13 protein-coding genes are annotated in these 20,482 nt (G+C 65.0%); all 13 read left to right on the top strand.

Annotation, left to right across the window (positions count from 1 at the left end):
- Window positions 1–6: 6 nt before the first annotated feature.
- The 13 genes from CMV30_RS12805 (at window position 7) to CMV30_RS12745 (ending at window position 20,394) form a co-directional block, all read left to right on the top strand.
- Window positions 7–1,608 (top strand): amidase family protein, encoded by a 1,602-nt coding sequence (locus CMV30_RS12805; RefSeq protein ID WP_096056403.1) that lies wholly within the window; start codon window positions 7–9, stop codon window positions 1,606–1,608.
- Between the two features lie 4 nt (window positions 1,609–1,612).
- Window positions 1,613–3,400, top strand: a complete 1,788-nt coding sequence (locus CMV30_RS12800) for an L-asparaginase family protein (RefSeq protein WP_217494391.1) — start codon at window positions 1,613–1,615, stop codon at window positions 3,398–3,400.
- A 102-nt stretch (window positions 3,401–3,502) separates the two neighbouring features.
- Complete coding sequence (locus tag CMV30_RS12795) at window positions 3,503–5,101, top strand: amidase (RefSeq protein WP_096056402.1); 1,599 nt, start codon at window positions 3,503–3,505, stop codon at window positions 5,099–5,101.
- A gap of 47 nt (window positions 5,102–5,148) precedes the next feature.
- Complete coding sequence (locus CMV30_RS12790) at window positions 5,149–6,675, top strand: amidase (protein ID WP_096056401.1); 1,527 nt, start codon at window positions 5,149–5,151, stop codon at window positions 6,673–6,675.
- A gap of 11 nt (window positions 6,676–6,686) precedes the next feature.
- Window positions 6,687–8,225 (top strand): amidase, encoded by a 1,539-nt coding sequence (locus tag CMV30_RS12785; protein ID WP_096056400.1) that lies wholly within the window; start codon window positions 6,687–6,689, stop codon window positions 8,223–8,225.
- Between the two features lie 20 nt (window positions 8,226–8,245).
- Window positions 8,246–9,814 carry an amidase gene (locus CMV30_RS12780; RefSeq protein ID WP_096056399.1) on the top strand — a complete coding sequence of 523 codons (1,569 nt, stop codon included), beginning with the start codon at window positions 8,246–8,248 and terminating at the stop codon, window positions 9,812–9,814.
- An 81-nt stretch (window positions 9,815–9,895) separates the two neighbouring features.
- A complete protein-coding gene (locus CMV30_RS12775; RefSeq protein WP_096056398.1) occupies window positions 9,896–11,617 on the top strand; it encodes an amidase family protein in 1,722 nt (573 codons plus the stop codon).
- Between the two features lie 51 nt (window positions 11,618–11,668).
- A complete protein-coding gene (locus CMV30_RS12770; RefSeq protein WP_096056397.1) occupies window positions 11,669–13,312 on the top strand; it encodes an amidase family protein in 1,644 nt (547 codons plus the stop codon).
- A 23-nt stretch (window positions 13,313–13,335) separates the two neighbouring features.
- Window positions 13,336–14,943: an amidase gene (locus CMV30_RS12765; protein WP_096056396.1), complete on the top strand. Its 1,608-nt coding sequence runs from the start codon at window positions 13,336–13,338 to the stop codon at window positions 14,941–14,943.
- A 3-nt stretch (window positions 14,944–14,946) separates the two neighbouring features.
- Window positions 14,947–16,053, top strand: a complete 1,107-nt coding sequence (locus CMV30_RS12760) for an asparaginase (RefSeq protein WP_096056395.1) — start codon at window positions 14,947–14,949, stop codon at window positions 16,051–16,053.
- A 57-nt stretch (window positions 16,054–16,110) separates the two neighbouring features.
- On the top strand, window positions 16,111–17,670 hold the full coding sequence (locus CMV30_RS12755; RefSeq protein WP_096056394.1) for an amidase: 1,560 nt from the start codon (window positions 16,111–16,113) through the stop codon (window positions 17,668–17,670).
- Window positions 17,671–17,679: 9 nt separating this feature from the next.
- Complete coding sequence (locus tag CMV30_RS12750; protein WP_096056393.1) at window positions 17,680–18,261, top strand: lipocalin-like domain-containing protein; 582 nt, start codon at window positions 17,680–17,682, stop codon at window positions 18,259–18,261.
- 204 nt (window positions 18,262–18,465) lie between these two features.
- On the top strand, window positions 18,466–20,394 hold the full coding sequence (locus CMV30_RS12745) for an amidase (protein WP_217494390.1): 1,929 nt from the start codon (window positions 18,466–18,468) through the stop codon (window positions 20,392–20,394).
- The last annotated feature ends 88 nt before the right edge of the window (window positions 20,395–20,482 follow it).

Raw genomic sequence — 20,482 nt, 5'->3', positions numbered from 1 at the left:
CCTCTCATGAGACTCTCCCGCGTCCTTCTTATCGCAGCCGCGTTCACCAGCGCCGCGCATACATTCACTCGCGCCGCCGAGCTGGACCTGTCCACCGCGACGATCCTCGATCTCCAAAAAGCCTACGACGCCGGCCTCACCTCCGAAAAAGTCGTCGAGGTCTACTTGAAGCGCATCGCCGCCTACGACCAGGCCGGCCCCAAGCTCAACGCGATCCTCACGCTCCACCCGAAGGCGCTCGAACTCGCCCGTGCCCTCGACGCCGAACGCAAAGCCAAAGGCCCGCGCTCCCTCATGCACGGCGTCCCCGTGTTGGTGAAAGATAACTACGACACTTTCGACCTCGCCACCACCGGTGGAGCCAAGGCGCTCGCTGGCACCGTCCCGTTCCGCGACGCCTTCACCATCGCCCGCCTCCGCGCCGCCGGCGCGATCATCCTCGCAAAAACCAATCTCGATGAATTCGCCCGCGGCGCCACTGGCACCAGCTCCCTCGGCGGCCAGGTCCTCAACCCCTACAACCTAGAAAAAATTCCCGGTGGTTCCTCCGGCGGCTCAGGCGCGGGTGTGACCGCTCTCTTCGGCTGGGTTGGCCTCGGCACCGAGACCGGCTCCTCCATCCGCAATCCCTCCACCAAGGCCAACCTCGTCGGCTTCGCGCCCTCCGAAGGCCTCGTCTCCCGCGCCGGCATCATCCCGATCTCAATCACCTATGACCGCGCCGGCCCCATGGCCCGCTCCGTCACCGACGCCGCCATCACCATGTCCATCATGGCCGGCACCGATGCGTCGGACCTTTTCTCATACAAGGGCCTCGGGAAAACGCCATCCGACAACTATCTCTCCTCGCTCAAGAAGGACGGCCTCAAAGGCGCCCGCATCGGCGTCGTCCGCGAACTCTTCGGCACCGAAGACGCCGACAAACCCGCCGTCGAGCTCATCGAGGCTGCCATCAAGAAACTCAAGGACGCCGGCGCCGTCGTCATCGACCCGCTCCCTGTCGGTGCAAATCTCTGGGACCTCGTCCGCGAGACCAACTACGGCAACGCCGAGAACCGCGTCGCCCTCGAAGCCTACTTCGCCAGCCGCGGTCCCCAGTTCCCGATCAAGACCATCCCCGACCTCGTCAAAGGCGGCGTGATCGGCCGCCTCCAGAAACGCTACGACGAAGAACAATCCGCCGCCGAACCCACCGGCAACGCCGAGTACATCGCCAAACTCGAAGGCCGCTTCGTCCTCCAAAAATTTGTCCACGAGCTCATGGACCGCTGGCAGGTCGATGTCCTCGTCTACCCGCACGAGACCAAACCCGTCCGCACCATCGCCGACGCCGTTCCCAACAAAGGCGAGACGCCCACGCCGCCCAACGACGCCCGCAGCCGCGTAGCCGGCAACGGTAACCGCATCTCCACCGCCAGCGGCATGCCCGCGATGACCGTCCCCGCCGGTTTCAACACCGACGGCGTGCCCGTCGGCCTCGAGATCCTCGCCCGACTCTACGACGAACCAACGCTCATCAAGGTCGCCTACGCCTACGAACAGGCGAACCCGCAACGTAAGTTGCCCGCCACTACGCCGCTCCTCGGCATCGAAAAAATCACCTACTGATCCCATGACCTTCCCCCCACCGCATCGCGCCCACCGATCCGGTGGGACTTCTCCCCGCAGCGTCGGACCCCTGGTCCGCGCCCTCGCCACCGCTCTCGCCCTCCTTCCGCTTTCATCCACTGCTCTCGCAGCCGACAAGCCCCGCATCGCCGTCTTCTCCGGCCCCACCGCGACTATCCAGAACAACGCCCCGCTCATCACGAGTAACAAGGCCCGCGAGCAGTACGGCCTCCCCCTACGCAAAGACGCCTACGGCCGCACCCTCACCGACTGGCCACGCTACCAGCGCCTCGCCGCTCCCGCCACGATCTACATCGAGATGTTCACGGCGCATCCGCTCGAGAGCCAGGTCTCCGAACTCTACGCCGCACCCGACGGCTACGTGAACGCCTCCGGCGAGTTTTCCAAAGAAAAGAAAAGCCCCTCCGACAAACCCGCCTACGCCGTCACGCTCAAACCCGAGGACGGCCTCTACGCGCTCCCCTACATGGGCCGCCAATCCGACGGCAGCGCTTGGGAAAGCACCTCCACCAAACCTGGCGCCCCCTTCGCCCAATCCCGCCAGACGTTCGTCCCCGATCCCTCCCGCATCTTCGAAGAGATCGAGCGCAACGGCGGCGGGATTTTCTCCAAGGCCGACTACGACTTTTACCGCGGCGTTCCAGCCGCCGGATACCCCAAGGGCCTACCCGCCGCCAAGCGCACCGACATCGGTGAGGGCGACATCGCCCCCGAAAAACTCGGGGAAGATTTTTTCACCTACGGTCCCTACGGCGCCGCCCAAACCCGCCCCATGCTCGCGCAGGCGGCCAACCGCATGCAGGCCGCTCTCTCCAGCGGCAAATACGCCGGCGCCCTTTGGCTTGAAGGCAGCCCCACGTCCGAAGGCACCGTCTACTGGCTCAACCTCCTCGTAGACACGCCCCTCCCGATCTCCGTCAACTCCGCCCACCGCCATCGCGGCGTCATCAGCGCTGACGGCGACGGCAACATCCTCGATTCCATTAACTACGTCCTCTCCAAAATCTGGGCCGGCCCCGATGGCAAAAACCGCCTGGGTGCCGTCATGGTCCAGGACGAGATGATCTACTCCGGCCGCGAGATCGTCAAAGGCGACGCCCACCCCGGCGGCTACGTCGCCACCGGCGGCTACGGCGGTATCCTCGGCGTGATGACGACCGGCGGCTACATCACCAACGTCCCCACCCGCAAACACACCTGGAACTCCGAAGTCCGCGTCACCGCGCTCCCCGCCACCATCGACGGTCTCCTGCGCCACGACGGTAAATTCCACAAGGTCCCCGTCGCCATCAAAGACGCGAAGGGCGAACTCGTCCCTAAGGCCATCCCCAAGGTCGCCATGCTCAAGGGCGACAACTGGTACGATGACGCCGGCGAACCCAATCCTGCCGGTGAAAAAGGCTTCACCGCCACCTTCGACATGCTTCTCGAGAAATACCCGCTCGCGGGTGTCGTCGCCGAAGGCCTCTCCCCTTACGCGAGCCTGTCACGCTCCCAGGACATGGCCTTGGAAAAAGCCGTCCTCTGCGGTCTGCCCGTCGTTCGCGTCGCCCGCGGTGATGCGCATGCCCTCGTGAACACCAACCCGAACAATCTCTTCATCGAGGGCAGCAACGCCATCGCCACCAAGGCCCGGCTCCTCCTAACCGCCGCCCTCATGAAGTACGGCCCGCTACCCCACGCCGCCGATCCCGAAAAACCCACTCCCGCCGAAATCACCGCCATCAAGGAAAAGGTGAAACTCTACCAGGCCCTCTTCGACACCCACTGACCCATGTAGGGCCTGACTTCACGTCAGGCCTCCGGTCCGCGTCTCAGAAAAAATCGTTCTCCAACTCTTACTCGTACTTCCGACCTGCGCTCACCCATCACCATGCCTTCCGACTCCGCTCACACCTCCCGCGCCACCGCCACTCAGTCCGTCACGCCGCATTCTACGCGGCGCGCCTTCCTCCGTGGCGCCGGCCTAGCCGGCTCCTCCGCCCTCCTCGCCCAGCTCGGCGTCCGCCCCGCTTCTGCGCAAACCTCCTCCGGCCCGTCGTATCTGAAGTCCAAAGACACCAACGACGACCTCGCCTTCATGTCGGCCACCAAGATCGCCGGCCTCATCCGCGACAAAAAAGTATCCGCCGTCGAAGCCGTCACCGCCAACTACGCGCGGATCGACGCCGTGAACCCCAAGATCAACGCCGTCGTCCAGTTCTGCCGCGAGCGTGCCATGGCGGAGGCCAAAGCCGCCGACCAGTCGCTCGCCTCCGGCAAACTCCTAGGCCCGCTCCACGGCGTTCCGATGACCATCAAGGACTCGATCGACACCGCCGGCGTCATCTCCACCGCCGGCACCGTGGGCCGCATGAATTTCATCCCCGAAAAAGACGCAACCACCGTCGCCCGCCTGCGCGCCGCCGGTGCGATTCTCCTCGGCAAAACTAACACCCCCGAGTGGACGCTCGCCGGTGGCGGTATCCCCGGCGTCAGCACGACCGCCAACATCGTTTACGGCATCACCAAGAATCCCTACGACACCACGCGCTCGACCGCCGGTTCCTCTGGCGGCGCCGGAGCCATCGTCGCCGCAGGCGGCTCCGCCTTCGATATCGGCACCGACTGGGGCGGTTCCGTTCGCGGCCCCGCTCACAACAACGGCATCGCCGGCATCAAACCCACTTTCGGTCGCGTCCCGCGCACCGGCCACATCGTGGGCTTCGGCGGTTATCTCGACAACTGGCAGGAGCTGGGGCCGATGGCCCGCCGCGTCGAAGACCTCAGCTTGCTCATGCCCATCGTCGCCGGTCCCGACTTCACCGACTGCTCGCAATACCCGATGCCATGGAAAACCACGCCCATCGAAATTTCCAAGCTCCGCGTCGCCTTCTTCCCCACCAACGGCCTCGCCGAGACCACCCCGGAAACGCAGGATATGGTGAAAGCCTGCGCCAAATATTTTGCCGACGCAGGTGCCCAGGTCACCGAGGATTGCCCCAAAGACATCATCCTGGAGCTGGAGGAAATCCGCTTCAAATTCATGGGCGCCTGCGGCTGGTCCTACCTCGAACGCCTGGCCGAGAAATGGGGCACCAAGGCCGTCTCGCCCACCGTCGTCGCCCGCTACAAGCAGGGCATGACCTCGACCGCCGAACTCATCGAACTCTGGGAAAAGCAGGACGCCAATAAAGTCAGATTCCTGCAGTGGATAAAGGACTACGACATCGTCCTCTGCCCAACCGCCGGAAAACCCGCCATGCCGATCAACCTCGGCACCGCCGGAACCACGTGGAAGCCCGGGTCGAGTTACATGGGCATGTTCAACACCACCGGCTATCCGAGCGCCGTTGTCCGCGCCGCGACCAGCCCGGAAAAACTACCCCTCGGCATCATGGTCACCGGCCAGCCTTGGCGCGACGAGATCGTCCTCGCCGCCTGCGACTTCATCGAAAGCAAAACCGGCGGCTGGCAGAAGCCCGCCATCTAAACCGCACGACCACCCGCCTCCGCAACACGACCCCCGCCACTCCCGTCATGCCCTCTCTTCCTCCGCTCTCCGCCTCCCGCCGCTCCTTCCTTCGCACCGCCGCCGTCGGTACTGCAGCACTCGCCATCGCCTCGCGCCTCACGTCCACGACCGCCCGCGCCGCTACCACCACCGCGTCCACCGATCCCACCACCGACATCCTCTACATGTCGGCCACCAAGCTCGCCGGCCTCATCCGTGAGAAAAAAGTCTCCGCCGTCGAAGCGACTAAAGCCTACCTCGCGCGCATCAACGCCGTGAACGGCAAGCTCAACGCCATCGTCGCCCTCTGCGCCGAGCGCGCACTCCTCGAAGCGAAAGAAGCCGACGCCTCACTCGCCAAAGGAAAAATCCTCGGCCCGCTCCACGGCGTTCCCTTCACCATTAAGGACTCCCTCGAAACCGAAGGCGTCGTCAGCACGACCGGCACCGTCGGCCGCGCCAACTTCATCCCGGGCAAAGACGCCACCGTCGTCGCCCGCTGCCGCGCCGCTGGCGCGATCCTGCTCGGAAAATCGAATACACCCGAATTCACCCTCGGTGGCGGTGACCGCGGCACCTACAATCTCGTCTACGGCCAGACCTATAATCCGTACAACCTCGCCCACACGCCCCGCGGTTCTTCCGGCGGCGCCGGCGCGATCGTCGCCGCCGGTGGCTCTGCCTTCGACATCGGCTCCGACTTCGGCGGCTCCATCCGTTCGCCCGCCCACGCCTGCGGCATCACCGGCATCAAGCCCACCCTCGGCCGCGTCTCCCGCGCAGGTCACGTCCCCGGCTACGGCGGCGCGTGGGACACCTATCAAGAACTCGGCCCGCTCGCCCGTCGCATCGAAGATCTCGCCCTCATCACCGGCATCATCCACGGCGAAGACTTCCTCGATCCACTCGCCGCGACTCTCCCGCTCGAAGATTACCGCAGCGTCGATCTGAAAAAACTTCGCGTCGCCTACTACCTCGACAACAAGCTCGTCACGCCCACGCCCGAAACGCTCGAAGCGATGAAGGCCGCGCTCAAGGCCATCGAGGGCTCCGTCGCTTCCATCAAAGAAGATTTCCATGGCGGCGACGCCGAGTGGAACGAGATCAGCGGCAAACTCCTCCGCGCCGACGGCGGCGCCTGGAAACAACGCCTGCTCACCAAGCACGGCAGCAAACAAGCCTCCCCCGGTTTCGCCAATGGCATGGGCGGCGAATCGATCATCTCGAGCGACTTCACCGCAATGATCGAGAAACGCGACGACCTCCGCAGCCGCCTCCTCGGCTGGTTCGAGAATTACGACGTCATCCTCTGCCCGACCAACGCCTTCCCCGCTCCCGCGCTGGAAAAGCCCGTGCCCGGAAAAGCGGGATACACGAGCATCTACAACCTCACCGGCTGGCCAGCCGCCGTCGTCCGCGCTGGCACCGCCAAAGCCGAGGGCCTTCCCATCGGCGTCCAGGTCATCGCCCGCCCTTTCCGCGAAGACGTCGTCTTCGCCGTCGCCGCCAAGATCGAAGCCGCCACCGGCGGTTACGTTAAGCCCGTCATCTAAATTCCCTTCCCATGACCCGCATCACCGCTCCCGTTTCGCGCCGTCGTTTCCTTCGCAACACCGGCTACGGCACACTCGCCGCACTCGCCGCGTCGTCCCTGATCTCACGTCTCCATGGTCAATCCCCCTTCGCGTCTCCCACCTCCTCCGACAAGACCACCGACCCGCTCTTCATGAGCACCACCCGGCTGGCAGAGCTTATCCGCACCAAGAAGCTCTCGGCCACCGAGGTCATCAAACTCCACATCGCCCGCATCGACGCGGTTAACCCCAAGATCAACGCCGTCGTCGCCATGTGCTACGAACGCGCCTTGGCCGAGGCCGCCGAGGCCGATGCCTCCCTCGCCAAAGGCAAACTCAAGGGCCCGCTCCACGGCGTGCCCATGACGATCAAAGACTCCTTCGACACCGCCGGCGTCGTCTCCACCGGCGGCACGCTCGGTCGCAAGTACTTCGTGCCGGGCAAAGACGCCACCATCGTCGCCCGCTGCCGCGATGCCGGTGCTATCCTGCTCGGAAAATCGAATACACCCGAGTTCACCCTCGGCGGCGGCGGAAAGGGCACAGTCAATCTCGTCTACGGCCTCACCAAAAATCCGTATAACCTGAACTACCAGCCCAGCGGATCCTCCGGTGGCGCCGGCGCGATCGTCGCGTCCGGAGGAGCCAGCTTCGATCTCGGCTCCGACTACGGCGGCTCCATCCGCGGCCCGGCTTTCGCCAACGGCATCGTCGGCCTCAAGCCCACTCTCGGCCTCGTCCCGCGCACCGGCCACATCGTCGGCTACGGCGGCGCATTCGACTCCTTCCAGGAAACCGGCCCGCTCGTCCGCCGTGTAGAGGACCTCGCGCTGCTCATGCCCATCATCTCGGGCCCCGATGGCATCGACGCCGCCATGTGCCCCGTGCCCTTCGGCAATCCCTCCGCCGTCGATCTCAAAAAAATCCGTATCTGCTATTACACGACCAACGGTCAGGTCGATCCCACGCCCGAGCTTCAGGCCACCGTCAAACAGACCGTCGCCTACTTCGAGTCCCTCGGCGTCGCCTCCATCAAACAGGACGCTCCACCCAAAATGAAGGAGCTCGCGGAGATTCGGAATAAGTACAGCGCCGCCAACGGACGCGACCACATGCGCCGCATGCTCAAGCTCCACGGCACCACCCAGGCCTCCCCGGGCCTCCGTCTCGACGGCGAGGAACTGCCTTCGCCCGACTTCACCCGCCTCTGCGAGGAGATGGACGCCATCCGCAGCGAACAGCTCGCGTGGTTCGAGCAGTACGACCTCATCATCTGCCCCGCCAGCAACGAGGCGCCCATCACGCTCGACCACGAGCGTCCGCGCGGTGGTAGCGCCGGCGCGTCCTACACCTCCCAATACAACACCACTGGCTGGCCCGCTGGCGTCGTCCGCTGCGGCACCGCCGAAAAAGACGGGCTCCCGCTCGGTATCCAGGTCGTTGGCCAGCCCTGGCGCGACGATCTCGTCGTCGCCGCCATGGCCTTCATCGAAAGCAAAACCGGCGGCTTCGTGAAGCCCGCGATCTGAAATCCTCGATCATCACTGCCATGTCCAAATCCACTCTTCTCCCCTTGGTCACCCGCTCCGCGCGTCGTGACTTCCTCCGCTCCGCCGGCCTCTTCGCTGCTGCCGCCGCGCTCCCGTCGTTCACCACCTCCTCCGCCAAAGCCGCGCCCGGCCCCGCCACGTCCACCGACAAGACTGACGACATCATCTACATGTCGGCCACCAAACTCGCGCAGCTCATCCGCGAGAAAAAAGTCTCCGCCGTCGAGGCCACCCAGGCCTTCATCGACCGCCACATGGTCGTGAACGACCGCCTCAACGCCGTCGTCATGAACTGCTACGCCCGAGCGCTCACCGAGGCCAAAGCCGCCGACGCCGCCCTCGCGAAGGGACAGCTCAAAGGCCCTCTCCACGGCGTGCCGATGACCATCAAAGACTCCCTCGACACCGAGGGCGTCATCTCCACCGGCGCCACCTACGGCCGCCAGCAATTCATCCCCAAAAAAGACGCCACCTGCGTCGCCCGCGTTCGAGCTGCCGGCGCCATCCTGCTCGGAAAAACCAATACCCCCGAGTTCACCCTCGGCGGCCTCGGCGGCATCAGTAGCACGAGCAACCTTCTCTACGGCTCCAGCCACAATCCCTACGACCTTACCCGCACTACCTCCGGATCCTCCGGTGGCGCAGGCGCGATCGTCGCCGCCGGCGGTTCCGCTTTCGACATCGGCTCCGACTGGGGCGGCTCCATCCGAGGCCCCGCCCACAACAACGGCATTGTCGGCATCAAACCCACCTCCGTCCGCGTCCCGCGCACCGGCCACATCGTCGACTTCGGCGGCGTATTCGATCTCTGGCAACAGCTTGGCCCGATGGCCCGCCGCGTCGAGGACATCGCCCTCATCACGCCCATCATCTCCGGCCCCGACTTCCGCGATGCCTCCTGCGCGCCCGTTGCGTGGGCCGATCCCGCCAAGGTCGATCTGAAGAAACTACGCCTCGCCTTCTTCCCGACCAACGGCGTCACCACCACCGACGACGACACCAAGAAAACCATCCTTCAGTGCGTCAAATGGCTCGAAGGCCACGTCGCCTCCGTCACCGAAGATCTCCCCAAGGAAATCCTCACCGATCTCTACGCCTCCCGCACCAAACTCACCGGCGGCGACGGCTGGGCTTTCTACAAGCGACTCGCCGACAAATGGGGCACCAAGAACTTCTCCCCGTCCGTCACCGAGCGCGTCAAAGCCGGCAAAACCATCTCCACCGCCGAGTACGTCGAGGCATGGGAACAGGCCGACGCCGCCAAGTCCCGCATGCTGTCGTGGTTTCAAAAATACGACGTCTTGCTCTGCCCCGTCGCCGGCACGCCAGCCACCGAGATCGACCGCATCAGCCCGACGCCGGGCGGCGCTCCCAACTGGAGCTACACCGGCGCGTTCAACACCACCGGCTGGCCAGTAACCGTCGTCCGCTGCGGCACTTCCTCCGACGGCAAGAACCTCCCCATCGGCATCCAGGTCGTCGCCGCCCCATGGCGCGAAGACATCACCATCGCCGTCGCCTCCGCCCTCGAAGCCCAAAGCGGCGGCTGGCAGCGCCCGCCGATCTAAACCGCCACGACTCGCGCGGGCGCGGGAGTCCGGCACTCCCCGCCCGCCCTTTTCATCCGTCCGCCTCTGACCCTCTCTTTCATGCAGCCATCACGCAGTCTCTCAGCCTCAGCACCCAATCCAGTTCCGCCCTCGCAGCGGCGCTCCTTCGCCCCCTTCTCCGCCTTCGCGAGACACTTCTCCGTCTCTCTGGCGATAGGTTGCGCCGGTTTCGCCACTCTCCCGGCGCTTCAGGCCGCGCAACTCGACATCAAGACCGCCACCATCGCCGACATCCAGGCCGCCTACTCGGCCGGCCTGACTTCCGAGAAACTCCTCGGCGCCTACCTCGCCCGCATCGAAGCGTTCGACAAAAAAGGCCCTGAGATCAACGCCGTCATCACGCTTCACCCCCAAGCGCTCGTCCAGGCCCGCGCCCTCGACGCCGAGCGCAAAGCCGGAAAAGTCCGTGGCCCGCTCCACGGCATTCCTGTTCTCCTAAAGGACAACGTCGACACCTTCGACGTCCCCACCACCGGCGGCTCGCAACTCCTCGAAGGCTCTCTCCCGCCCGACGACGCCTTCATCACCAAAAAACTCCGCGACGCCGGCGTCATCATTCTCGCCAAAGTAAACCTCTCCGAATGGGCCGGCTCTGGCGGTTCCGCCGCAGGAGCACCACCCGATATTCTCAAGGCCGGTTTCATCCCCGGCGGCTTCTCTTCCGCTGGTGGCCAGACGCGCAATCCCCACGCCCTCGACCGCAGCCCGTCGGGTTCCTCCGGAGGCACCGGCGCAGGTCTCGCCGCCGTCTACGCGCCTTTCGGCATCGGCTCCGACACCGGCGGCTCCATCCGCGGCCCCTCTTCTCACAACGGCATAGCCGGTCTCAAACCCACGCGCGGCCTCATGTCGCGCGACGGCGTCATCCCGCTCGGCCTCTCCTACGACACCGCCGGCCCCATGGGTCGTCACATTTACGACGTCGCCGCTTCGCTCGGCGCCATGACCGGTATCGACTCTGCGGATGCCGCGACCTTCGCCAGCGGCGGTCACTATCACACCGACTACACGAAGTTCCTCAAACGCGGCTCCCTCAAAGGCGCCCGCATCGGCGTCAACCGCGACTACCTCGGCCAGGACCCCGAGGTGGACCGTATCTTCGAAGCCTCCATCGCCAGACTCCGCGAACTCGGCGCCGTCATCGTCGATAACGTTTCCATCCCGGAATATCTGCGCCGCGCCCGCGCCGACATCTACAACCTCGTCGTCAAAGCCGAGTTCAAGGCCGATCTCACGACCTACCTGAAAACCACCAAGCCCGGTTTCCCCAAATCCTTCGACGACGTCGTCCGCCTCTCGAACGATCCCGCCACCAAATACCGCAGCGCAGGCAAGGCCGCCGGCCTCAAGTGGGTCTCCTCGCCCGGCATCACCTTCGACCTCGACGATCGCGTCTACCTCGCGACCAAGCGCGAAATCCTCCCCGCCCTCACCGCCACGTTCGAGGCCCTCATGGCCAAACATCAGCTCGACGCGCTCGTCTACCCCACGATGCCGCGCCCAGCCATGCCCATCAACCCGACCGACGGTGTCGCTTGGCCCGAATCGTCCACCTCCTTCGCCAACTTCACCGGCTGGCCCGACGCCATCGTCCCCGCCGGCATCACCAAAGACGGCCTCCCCGTGACGCTCAGCTTCCTCGGCCGCGCGTGGAGCGAGCCCGCGCTTCTCGCCTACGCCTACGATTTCGAGCAGGCGACCAAGGCCCTCGCCCTCCCCGTCAACACGCCCGCGCTGCCCACCGACATCGTCACCTACTAAGCGCCCTCCGCCAATCCGCGCTCCGCACAGTCCAAACTCGAAAATCTCTTCATGAGTCTCCGTTCCCACCTCGCCGCAATCGTCCTCGCAGCCATGGCCGCACTTCCTCTGCGCGCCGTCCCGCTCGATCTCACGACTGCCACCATCGCCGACATTCAAACCGCTTTCTCCGCCGGCACGCTCACCGCGGAAAAACTCACCACCGCCTACCTCGCGCGCATCGAAGCCTACGACAAAAAAGGCCCGGCCCTTAACGCCGTCATCGTCCTCAATCCCAACGCCCTCGCCGAAGCCAAGTCCCTCGATGCCGAGCGCAAAGCAGGAAAAGTCCGCGGCCCGCTCCACGGCGTTCCCATCGTCCTCAAAGACAACATCGACACCTTCGATCTTCCCACCACCGCCGGCTCGCAACTCCTCGAAGGTTCCATCGCTCCCGACGACGCCTTCGTCGTGAAAAAACTCCGCGCCGCCGGTGCCATCGTCATCGCCAAGGTCAATCTCTCCGAATGGGCCGGCGGCGGCGGCTCCGTCTCTGGCGCTACCGATCCTAAACTCGTCGCCGCCGGCGAAGTCCCCAACGGCTACTCCTCCCACGGCGGTCAGACTAAAAATCCCCACGTCCTCGACCGCGGCCCGGCCGGTTCCTCCGGCGGCACCGGCGTCGCCATCGCCGCCGTATTCGGTCAGTTTGGACTCGGGACCGACACCGCCGCCTCCGTCCGCGGCCCCGCCAACGCCTCCGGCACCTTCGGCCTCAAAACCACCCACGGCCTCGTCTCTCGCGACGGTGTCGTCCCTCTTGCGCTCACGTTCGACACCGTCGGACCGCTCGCCCGCAGCACCTACGACCTCGCCGCCGCCCTCAACGTCCTCGCCGGCATCGATCCCGACGACGACTCCACCCTCAAGTCCGCCGGCCGCACGCCCGTTGACTACACCACTTACCTGAAACCCGGCTCCCTTAAAGGCGCCCGCATTGGCATCGCCCGCGACTTCTTCGGCAAGGACGCCGAGATCGACGCCGTCGTGAACCAGGCCATCGCGAAACTAAAAGAGCTCGGAGCCATCATCGTCGACGACGTCCGCATCCCTCCGCCCGTGCAGGGCATCCGCGGCCCGCTCTACAACACCGTCCGCTCCGCCGAGTTCAAAGCCCAGATCGCCGGCTACCTCGCCACCACAGCGCCCAAGTATCCTAAAAACATCTACGACCTCGCCCGCCTCGCCAACGATCCCGCGACTGGCTACCGCAGCTCCGGCAAAGCCGTCGGCCTGAAATACCAGGCCGAGACCTCCCTCGATCTTCACGATCCCGTCTACACCGCCGCCATCGCCGAAGGTATTCCCTACGTCCGCGCCGCCATGGAGGGCGTCTTCGCCAACCACCAGCTGCACGCGATCCTCTACCCGACATCACCGACGCCGGTCTCGCTCATCAACCCACCCGCCCGCGAATCCGGCCCGCCATCCCCCGGCGCCAATCCGCTGAACATCGCCAACATCACCGGCTTCCCCGACCTCGTCGTCCCCGCCGGCATGAGCCCGCGCGGCCTGCCCGTCACCTTCTCGCTCCTCGGCCGCGCTTTCACCGAAGGCCGCCTCCTCGGCTTCGCCTACGACTACGAGCAGGCCACCAAGGCCATCAAACTCCCGGTCAACACGCCCGCCCTCGCGAGCGACAAACTCGTCCCCTGATCCACCTCAACGCCTTCGCTCCCATGCGCTTCCTCCGTCTTCTCAGCACGCTTCTTCTCGCCGCGGCATCGGCCCGTGCCGCGGCCATCGAAGAAATCACCATCGCCGATCTTCACGCAGCTTATCGCGATGGGCGCACGACAGTGCGCCAGGTCGTCGAAGCGCACCTCGTGCGCATCGAGGCCTACGATCAGCAGGGCCCGACGATCAATTCGATCATCACGGTTAACCCTGCGATCCTCGCTGAAGCCGACAAACTCGACGCCGCCCGCGCAAAATTGCCCACCGGCCAGATTCCTCAAGGCGCGCTCTGGGGAATTCCCGTCGTCGTGAAAGACAACCTCGACGCCACCAGCATGCCCATGACCAACGGTTTCCAAGGCTGGAAAAACTACGTACCTCCGACCGACGCTCCCGTTGTCGCCAAAATAAAATCCGCCGGCGGCCTCATCATCGCCAAGGCCTCGCTCTCCGAATTCGCCCGTGGCGGCGGCGACAACATTAACTCCGTCCTCCCCGGATTCGCGCGCAATCCTTACCACACCGCTTACGCTACCGGAGGCTCCTCTGGCGGCACCGGCGCCTCGCTCGCAGCCAGCTTCGCCGTCGTGGGCATCGGCACCGACACCGGCGGCTCCGTCCGCATGCCCGCCGCGCACAACGCCCTCGCCGGTCTCCGCCCGACCGTCGGTCTCGTTTCCCGCACCGGCGTTGTCCCGCTCGACGCCCATCGCGACACCGCCGGCCCCATGGCCCGCAACGTCGCCGATATGGCCATCCTCCTCGACGTGATCTCCGGCGCAGACCCCGCCGACATCGCCACCACCAAGCCTCCCCACCGCATCCCCGCTCCTTCGCCCTTCCCTTCGGGCTTCGCCTCTTCGCTGCGCAAAGACGCTCTCAAAGGCGTTCGCCTCGGCGTCCTCCGCCAGGCATTCAAACCCACCGTCACCGACAAGCGAATACTCGCCAACTTCGAGAAAACCATCGCCGAGCTCAAAGCCGCCGGCGCCGAGATCGTCGATCCCTTCACCGTCCCCGAGATGGACACCATCCCGCGCCCGCCGCAGACGCCGTCCAGTTTCCAAAGCGACATGGCCCTCTGGTACGCCGCTCATCCCGGCGTTCCCTACGGCACTGTCAAAGAACTCGCCGACTCGAAACTCCTCCACCCGCTCCACCAAGCCTCGACCGAAGCCGCCGTCACCGCCCTGCCCGCCGACAAAGATCCCGCCACGATCACCGGCCGCAATAACGAGCAGCTCCTTCGCGAAGCCTTCACGCGCGAAATGGACGCCGCTAAAATCGACGCCCTTATTTTCCCGACGTGGGCGCAGCTCCCCGCGCGCAACGGCGATCGCAACACCCAGATCACCGACGATCCCAAGCCCGCGCCCGATGCCGGCCCCACCGCCCTCTCCAGCAGCCTCACCTTCGTCGGCTCCATGCTCCAGTGGCCCGCCATCTCCCTCCCATCGGGCTACGCCGGTGAAGGTCTCCCGCTCGGTCTTCAAATCGTCGGCCGAGCCTGGTCCGACGGAAAAATCGTCAGCTACGCGTACGCATACGAACAGGCCACGCACTATCGCCGCCCTCCGGCGAGCGTTCCGCCTCTTTCGCCAAAATTCTAATCCATGCTCCGTCCACTCACCGCTTCCCGGCGTTTCGTGCATCACGCGCTGCGCCTCACCGCGCTTTGCTCGCTGATTTTTTCGTCGGTTCTTCACGCAACCGAAACCGCGCTGCCCAAGATCCGCATCATCTCCGTCGGCGGCACCATCGACAGCACCGCCTCCGACCGGATGAACCTCGCCAACTACGGCGGCGAAGGAAACCCGCGAAAGCCCGTGCAGGAAATGGTCAACGAGCTCCCCGAGCTCAAGGCCATCGCCGATGTCTCCGTCGAAGAAGATGTCCTCCCGCGCGGCGGCCCCGGCCGCACCATGGCGACCGTTCTCAAAGTCGCCCAACGCGTGAACGAAATCTTCGCCAAGGAGCCCGACATCGCCGGCATCATCATCACGCAAGGCACCAACAACCTCGAAGAGTCCGCCTTCTTCCTCCACCTCACCGTCCGCTCGAAAAAGCCCGTCGTCTTCGTTGGCGCGCAACGTCCATCCACCGCTCTAAGCAGCGACGGCTGGCTGAATCTCTACAACGCCGTCCGCATCGCCGCCTCCCCCGAGTCCGTCGGCCGCGGCGTCGTCCTCGCCATGAACGACGAGATAAACTCCGCCCGCGACGTGAAAAAATCGTCCGCCTACCGCGTCCATGCCTTCCAATCGCCCGACCTCGGTGTTCTCGGCTACGCCGACCCCGACAAAATCGTTTACTACCGCAACCCCACGCGTCGCCACACCGTGGATTCAGAATTCGATCCCGCTAAAATCACCACGCTCCCGCAGGTCGACGTCCAGTATTCCTATCTCGAAGCCTCCGGCGCTCCCATTGATGCACTCGTCGCCGAGGGAGCCAAAGGTATCGTCCTCGACGGCTCCGGCGCCGGCAGTCCTTCGAATCAGCAAAACGACGCCATCAAACGCGCCCAGGCCAAAGGCGTGATCGTCGTCGCCACCACGCGCACCGGCACCGGCCGCGTGATCGAAACCAACGCCCGCAAAAAATCCGGCGTGATCCCCGGCGACAATCTCTCCGCTCAAAAAGCCCGCATCCTCCTTCAACTCGCTCTCACCCACACCTCCGATCCCGCCGAGATCAAACGCATCTTCGACGAGTACTGAGCCCCACACCGGCACGCCACCAGCTATCGCCGCAACCACTTCTTCCCACACCACCGCATGCATCACCACGCAACCACTCCACAAAGCCGCCGCACTCGCGCCGCCCGCGCACTCCTCGGCACACTGCTCATCAGCTGCTCGCTGACCAAAATCGCCTTCGCCGTTCCCACGGCCGAGCAGGACCGTCTCGCCAAACTCACGCTCGCCGAAGCCGCCGCCGAGATCCGCTCCGGCAAGGTCACCTCGACCCAGCTCACCGAGGCGTCTCTCGCGCGTATCGAGACGTACGATCCAAAACTCGACGCCTTCATCACCGTCATGAAGTCCCAGGCTCTCGCGCAGGCCAAAGCCCTCGACGCCGAGACCAAAGCCGGCAAATCCCGCGGCCCGCTCCACGGCGTTCCTATCGCGCTCAAGGACAACGTCGATACCGCCAACGCCCGCACCACCGGCGGCTCCGCGCTTTTCGCCGAGCGTCTCCCCGCTGAAGACGCACCCATCGTCACACGTATGGTCGCCGCCGGCGCCGTCATCATCGGCAAAACCAACCTCCAGGAATTCGCCATGGGCGGTGGCGAATCCTCCTACTTCGGCCCGGCGCGCAACCCGTGGAACCTCGCCCACAACACCGGCGGTTCCTCCTCCGGCTCCGGCGCCGCCATCTCCGCGTATCTCGCCTACGGCGCCATCGGCACCGACACCGGCGGCTCCATCCGCATGCCCGCCTCTTTCTCCGGCATCGTCGGCATCAAGCCCACCTACGGCCTCGTGCCGATCCGCGGCATCATCCCGCTCCGCGTTTCGATGGACCACGCCGGCCCGATGACGCGCACCGTCGAGGACGCCGCCATCATGCTCAACGTCCTCGCGGGCTACGATAAACTCGACATCACCTCCGTCGAAAACGCCCCGAAGGAAGACTACGTCGCCGCCCTCAAGCAGCCCGTCAAAGACCTCAAGCTCGGTCTCCCCGTGGGCTACTTCGACTACCTCGATCCAGAGGTGAAAGAAGCTTTCTACAAAGCCGTCGAAGTCCTCAACGGCCTCACCTCCGGCTCGAAGGAAATGTACCTCCCCGCCGCTCCGCGTCCGCTCAACGGCGCAGCCGAGACCCTCGCCTGGCACGAAGACTATGTGAAGTCCTCCGCCGGTTCGTACATGTACCCGCAGCGTCGCCGCCTCGAAGCCCTCGCCAAAGACGGCGGCGGCACCGCCGTCGATTACGTGAAGGGCATGTGGGAGGTCCAGCTCCTCCGCCGCACCATCGGCGACCATTTCGAAAAAGCCGGCGTCGATCTCGTGATCGTGCCCACGCACCGGATACTCCCGCCCAAGATCGACGATCTGCTCACCAAAGCTTACTCGAGCAATCCAACCGACCCGAGTATCACGTCGAACTGCTGGCCGTTTAACCTCTTCGGCCTCCCGTCGATCTCCATCCCCTGCGGTTTCAGCAAGGACGGCCTCCCCATCGGCCTCATGATCTCAGGCCCTCGCTTCTCCGACGGCAAAGTCCTTGCCCTCGCCAACGCCTACGAGAAGGCGACCGAGTGGCACAAGCGCCAGCCCCCGCTCACTCCCGACACCACCAAGCCCGCGGTCAAAAAACCGCTCTGATTTCCTGTCATGCGTGCTGCACCTCCAACGATCTCATCTTCATTGGAGGCGCAGCGCCTCCCTTTCGCGTCTCTCGCGAGAAGAGTCTCCGCCTTCTTCGCGCTGCTCTTCGTTCACAGCGCGTTGCTCACGGCGTCCGTCGCCGCTCCCGTCACCACCGACGAAGCCACGATAACCGCCAGCCTCGCACCGAAATTCATCGGCGCCTGGAAACTCATCGCCATCCGCGAACGCGACACCGCCACCGGCAAAGAAACCCCCGCCGCTCGCGCTGGGGTGGATGGCCAGCTCATCTACACGGCCAATAGCCGCCTCTCCGTCCAGATCATCCGCGAGGGCCGCGAAAAAGCGCCCGCCGGTTCCGCCGATGGTTTCTCGAGTTACTTCGGCACATGGAAACTCCTGCCCGCCGAGGGCTGCGTCATCCACCAGCAGGACGGCAACATCAACCTCGCCCAGCAAGGCCAGGCCGCAAAGCGCTACTACTCCTTCGACGCCGCCGGCTCCCTCTCGCTCGCCACCCCGCCCCGCAAACGCGACTCCGACGGCAAGGACATCCAGATGGTCTTCGTCTGGACCCGCCTCCCTTAACCGATTTTCCACGACATCACTCACATGAATTTCCTCCCATTGAGCGTTAAGCGTTCAGCGTTAAACGTTGAGCGTTCCCCGCTCTCACTCCGCCCCTTCGCCTCCTTCGTTCCCTTCGCGAGACGACTCGCACGCATTCACGTAGCCGCGCCATTTAAGGCGCGGACCCTCCTCGCCTGCGCATTGGTCATTGGTCACTGGTCATTGGTCACTCCGGCCGCGCACGCGGCCGGTTTCCGCCTCGAGGAAGCCTCCATCGCCTCCACCCAATCCGCGATCCTCGCCAGCCAAGTCACCTCCACCGAGTTGGTTCAGCGCTACCTCGCCCGCATCAAAGCCTACAACGGCCCCGGCGTCCGCGAACCCAACGGCATCCTGGGCGTCATCGAGACCATCCCCCACGCGAAACAGATCAACGCCATCGCCACGCTCAACCTTCGCCCCGCCACGCTGAAATCCCTCGGCTTCCCCGAACGCATGGCGCGCTCGCTCACCGATCCTGTGGACAACAATCCCGCGATGCCCGACGCACTCGAAGTCGCCGCCGCGCAGGACGCCCACTTCAAGAAGACCGGCAAACTCATCGGCCCGCTCCACGGCGTCGTCATGGCAATCAAAGACCAGTACGACACCTTCGACCTACGCACCACCGCCGGCGCCGACGTCCCTTACGCCAACGACCGTCCGCCCACCGACGCCACCTTCATCAAGCGCCTCCGCGAAGCCGGTGCCATCATCCTCGCGAAAGCGACCATGGGCGAGTACGCCTCCGGCACGCCGCGTAGTTCCTTTAACGGTACACTCAACAATCCCTACGACACCGAGCGCTCCCCGATGGGTTCCAGCTCCGGCTCCGGTTCCTCCGTCGCCGCCAACCTTGTGCTCGTCTCCATCGGCGAGGAAAGCGGCACCTCCATCCGCGGCCCCGCCGTGTACAACAATCTCGTCGGCATCGCCGCCACGCAGGAACTCGTCTCCCGCCACGGCATGGTCGAGGGCGGCATCAACACCCGCACCGGCCCCATCGCCCGCTCCGTGGACGACGCCGCCCGCATCCTCGATGTCATCGCCGGCTTCGATCCGCTCGATCCCATGACCGCCGCGTCTTTCCGCCGCACACCTTCGCAGCCTTACGCCAGCTTCGCCAAAGCCGGCCGTCTCGACGGCGTCCGCGTCGGCGTCCTCCGCGAGTACACCCGCCGCGATCTCTTCACCGAAGAAGATACTCAGGCTCTCGATCTCTTCGAGAAAGCCATCGAAGACCTCCGTAAACTCGGCGCCACCATCGTCGATCCCGGCGAAAAAGATCTGCTCACGCCCTACATCCACAAAAACTTCTACGTCCTCTACAGCCCCACCACCGCGAAGCGTTACCCCGAGCTCTTCCCGGTCGATGCCGAGGGCAAACCCACCACCGATCGCACCGCCACCGTGCTCGACCTCACCATGCACCCGGAAAAAGTCCCCGCCAAACTCACCATCCGCGACTTCGGCGACGGCGAGGCTCTCGGCCAGGGCAAACACATGCTCAACTACTACCTCGCTCTCCGCGGCGACGAACGCATCCACACGATCGACGACCTCCTCTCCACCGGAAAATTCTTCGACGACGAACGCTTCGGCGACCGCAAGTCCGGCCTCGTGCGCAAAAACGAGCCGCGTGAAATCGACAACCGTCCGCGCGTACACCTGCGCTACGCCGTCCAGTACATCGTCCAGCACGCCATGGCCGACCTCAACCTCGACGTGATCATGTCGCCGACCAACAACATCCCCGCGCCCAAGCTCGGCTCGCCCACCGTCCCGCGCCAAAATGGCCGTCCCCTCGTCTGGAGTTTTCTCGGCGCCCAGGGTTTCCCCAACATGACCGTTCCCGCCGGTTTCACCACACAGGTCTACGACCGCGTCGTCGATCCCGACAAACCCCGCGTCCCCACTACAGGCCCCGGCGCGACTCCCGGCGAAACCGAGCCCGCTTCAAAACTCGTCGGTCCCGTCCCCGCGAAACTCCCCGTCGGCGTCGACTTCCTCGCGCGCCCCTTCGACGAACCGACGATGATCAAAGTCGCCTCCGCCTACCAGGCCGCCACCAAACACCGCAGCCCTCCACCTGACTTCGGTCCGCTGCCCTGATCGCGTTGAGCCTGTCCGCGCCGTCCGTCTATCCGAACGGCGCTGTTTGAAAGAAAACCGCCCGGCCTCGGCCCGGCGGTTTTCTTTT

It is taken from the genome of Nibricoccus aquaticus, from assembly GCF_002310495.1.
Lineage (GTDB): Bacteria > Verrucomicrobiota > Verrucomicrobiia > Opitutales > Opitutaceae > Nibricoccus > Nibricoccus aquaticus.
This window is presented reverse-complemented; position numbering and strand designations above follow the sequence as displayed.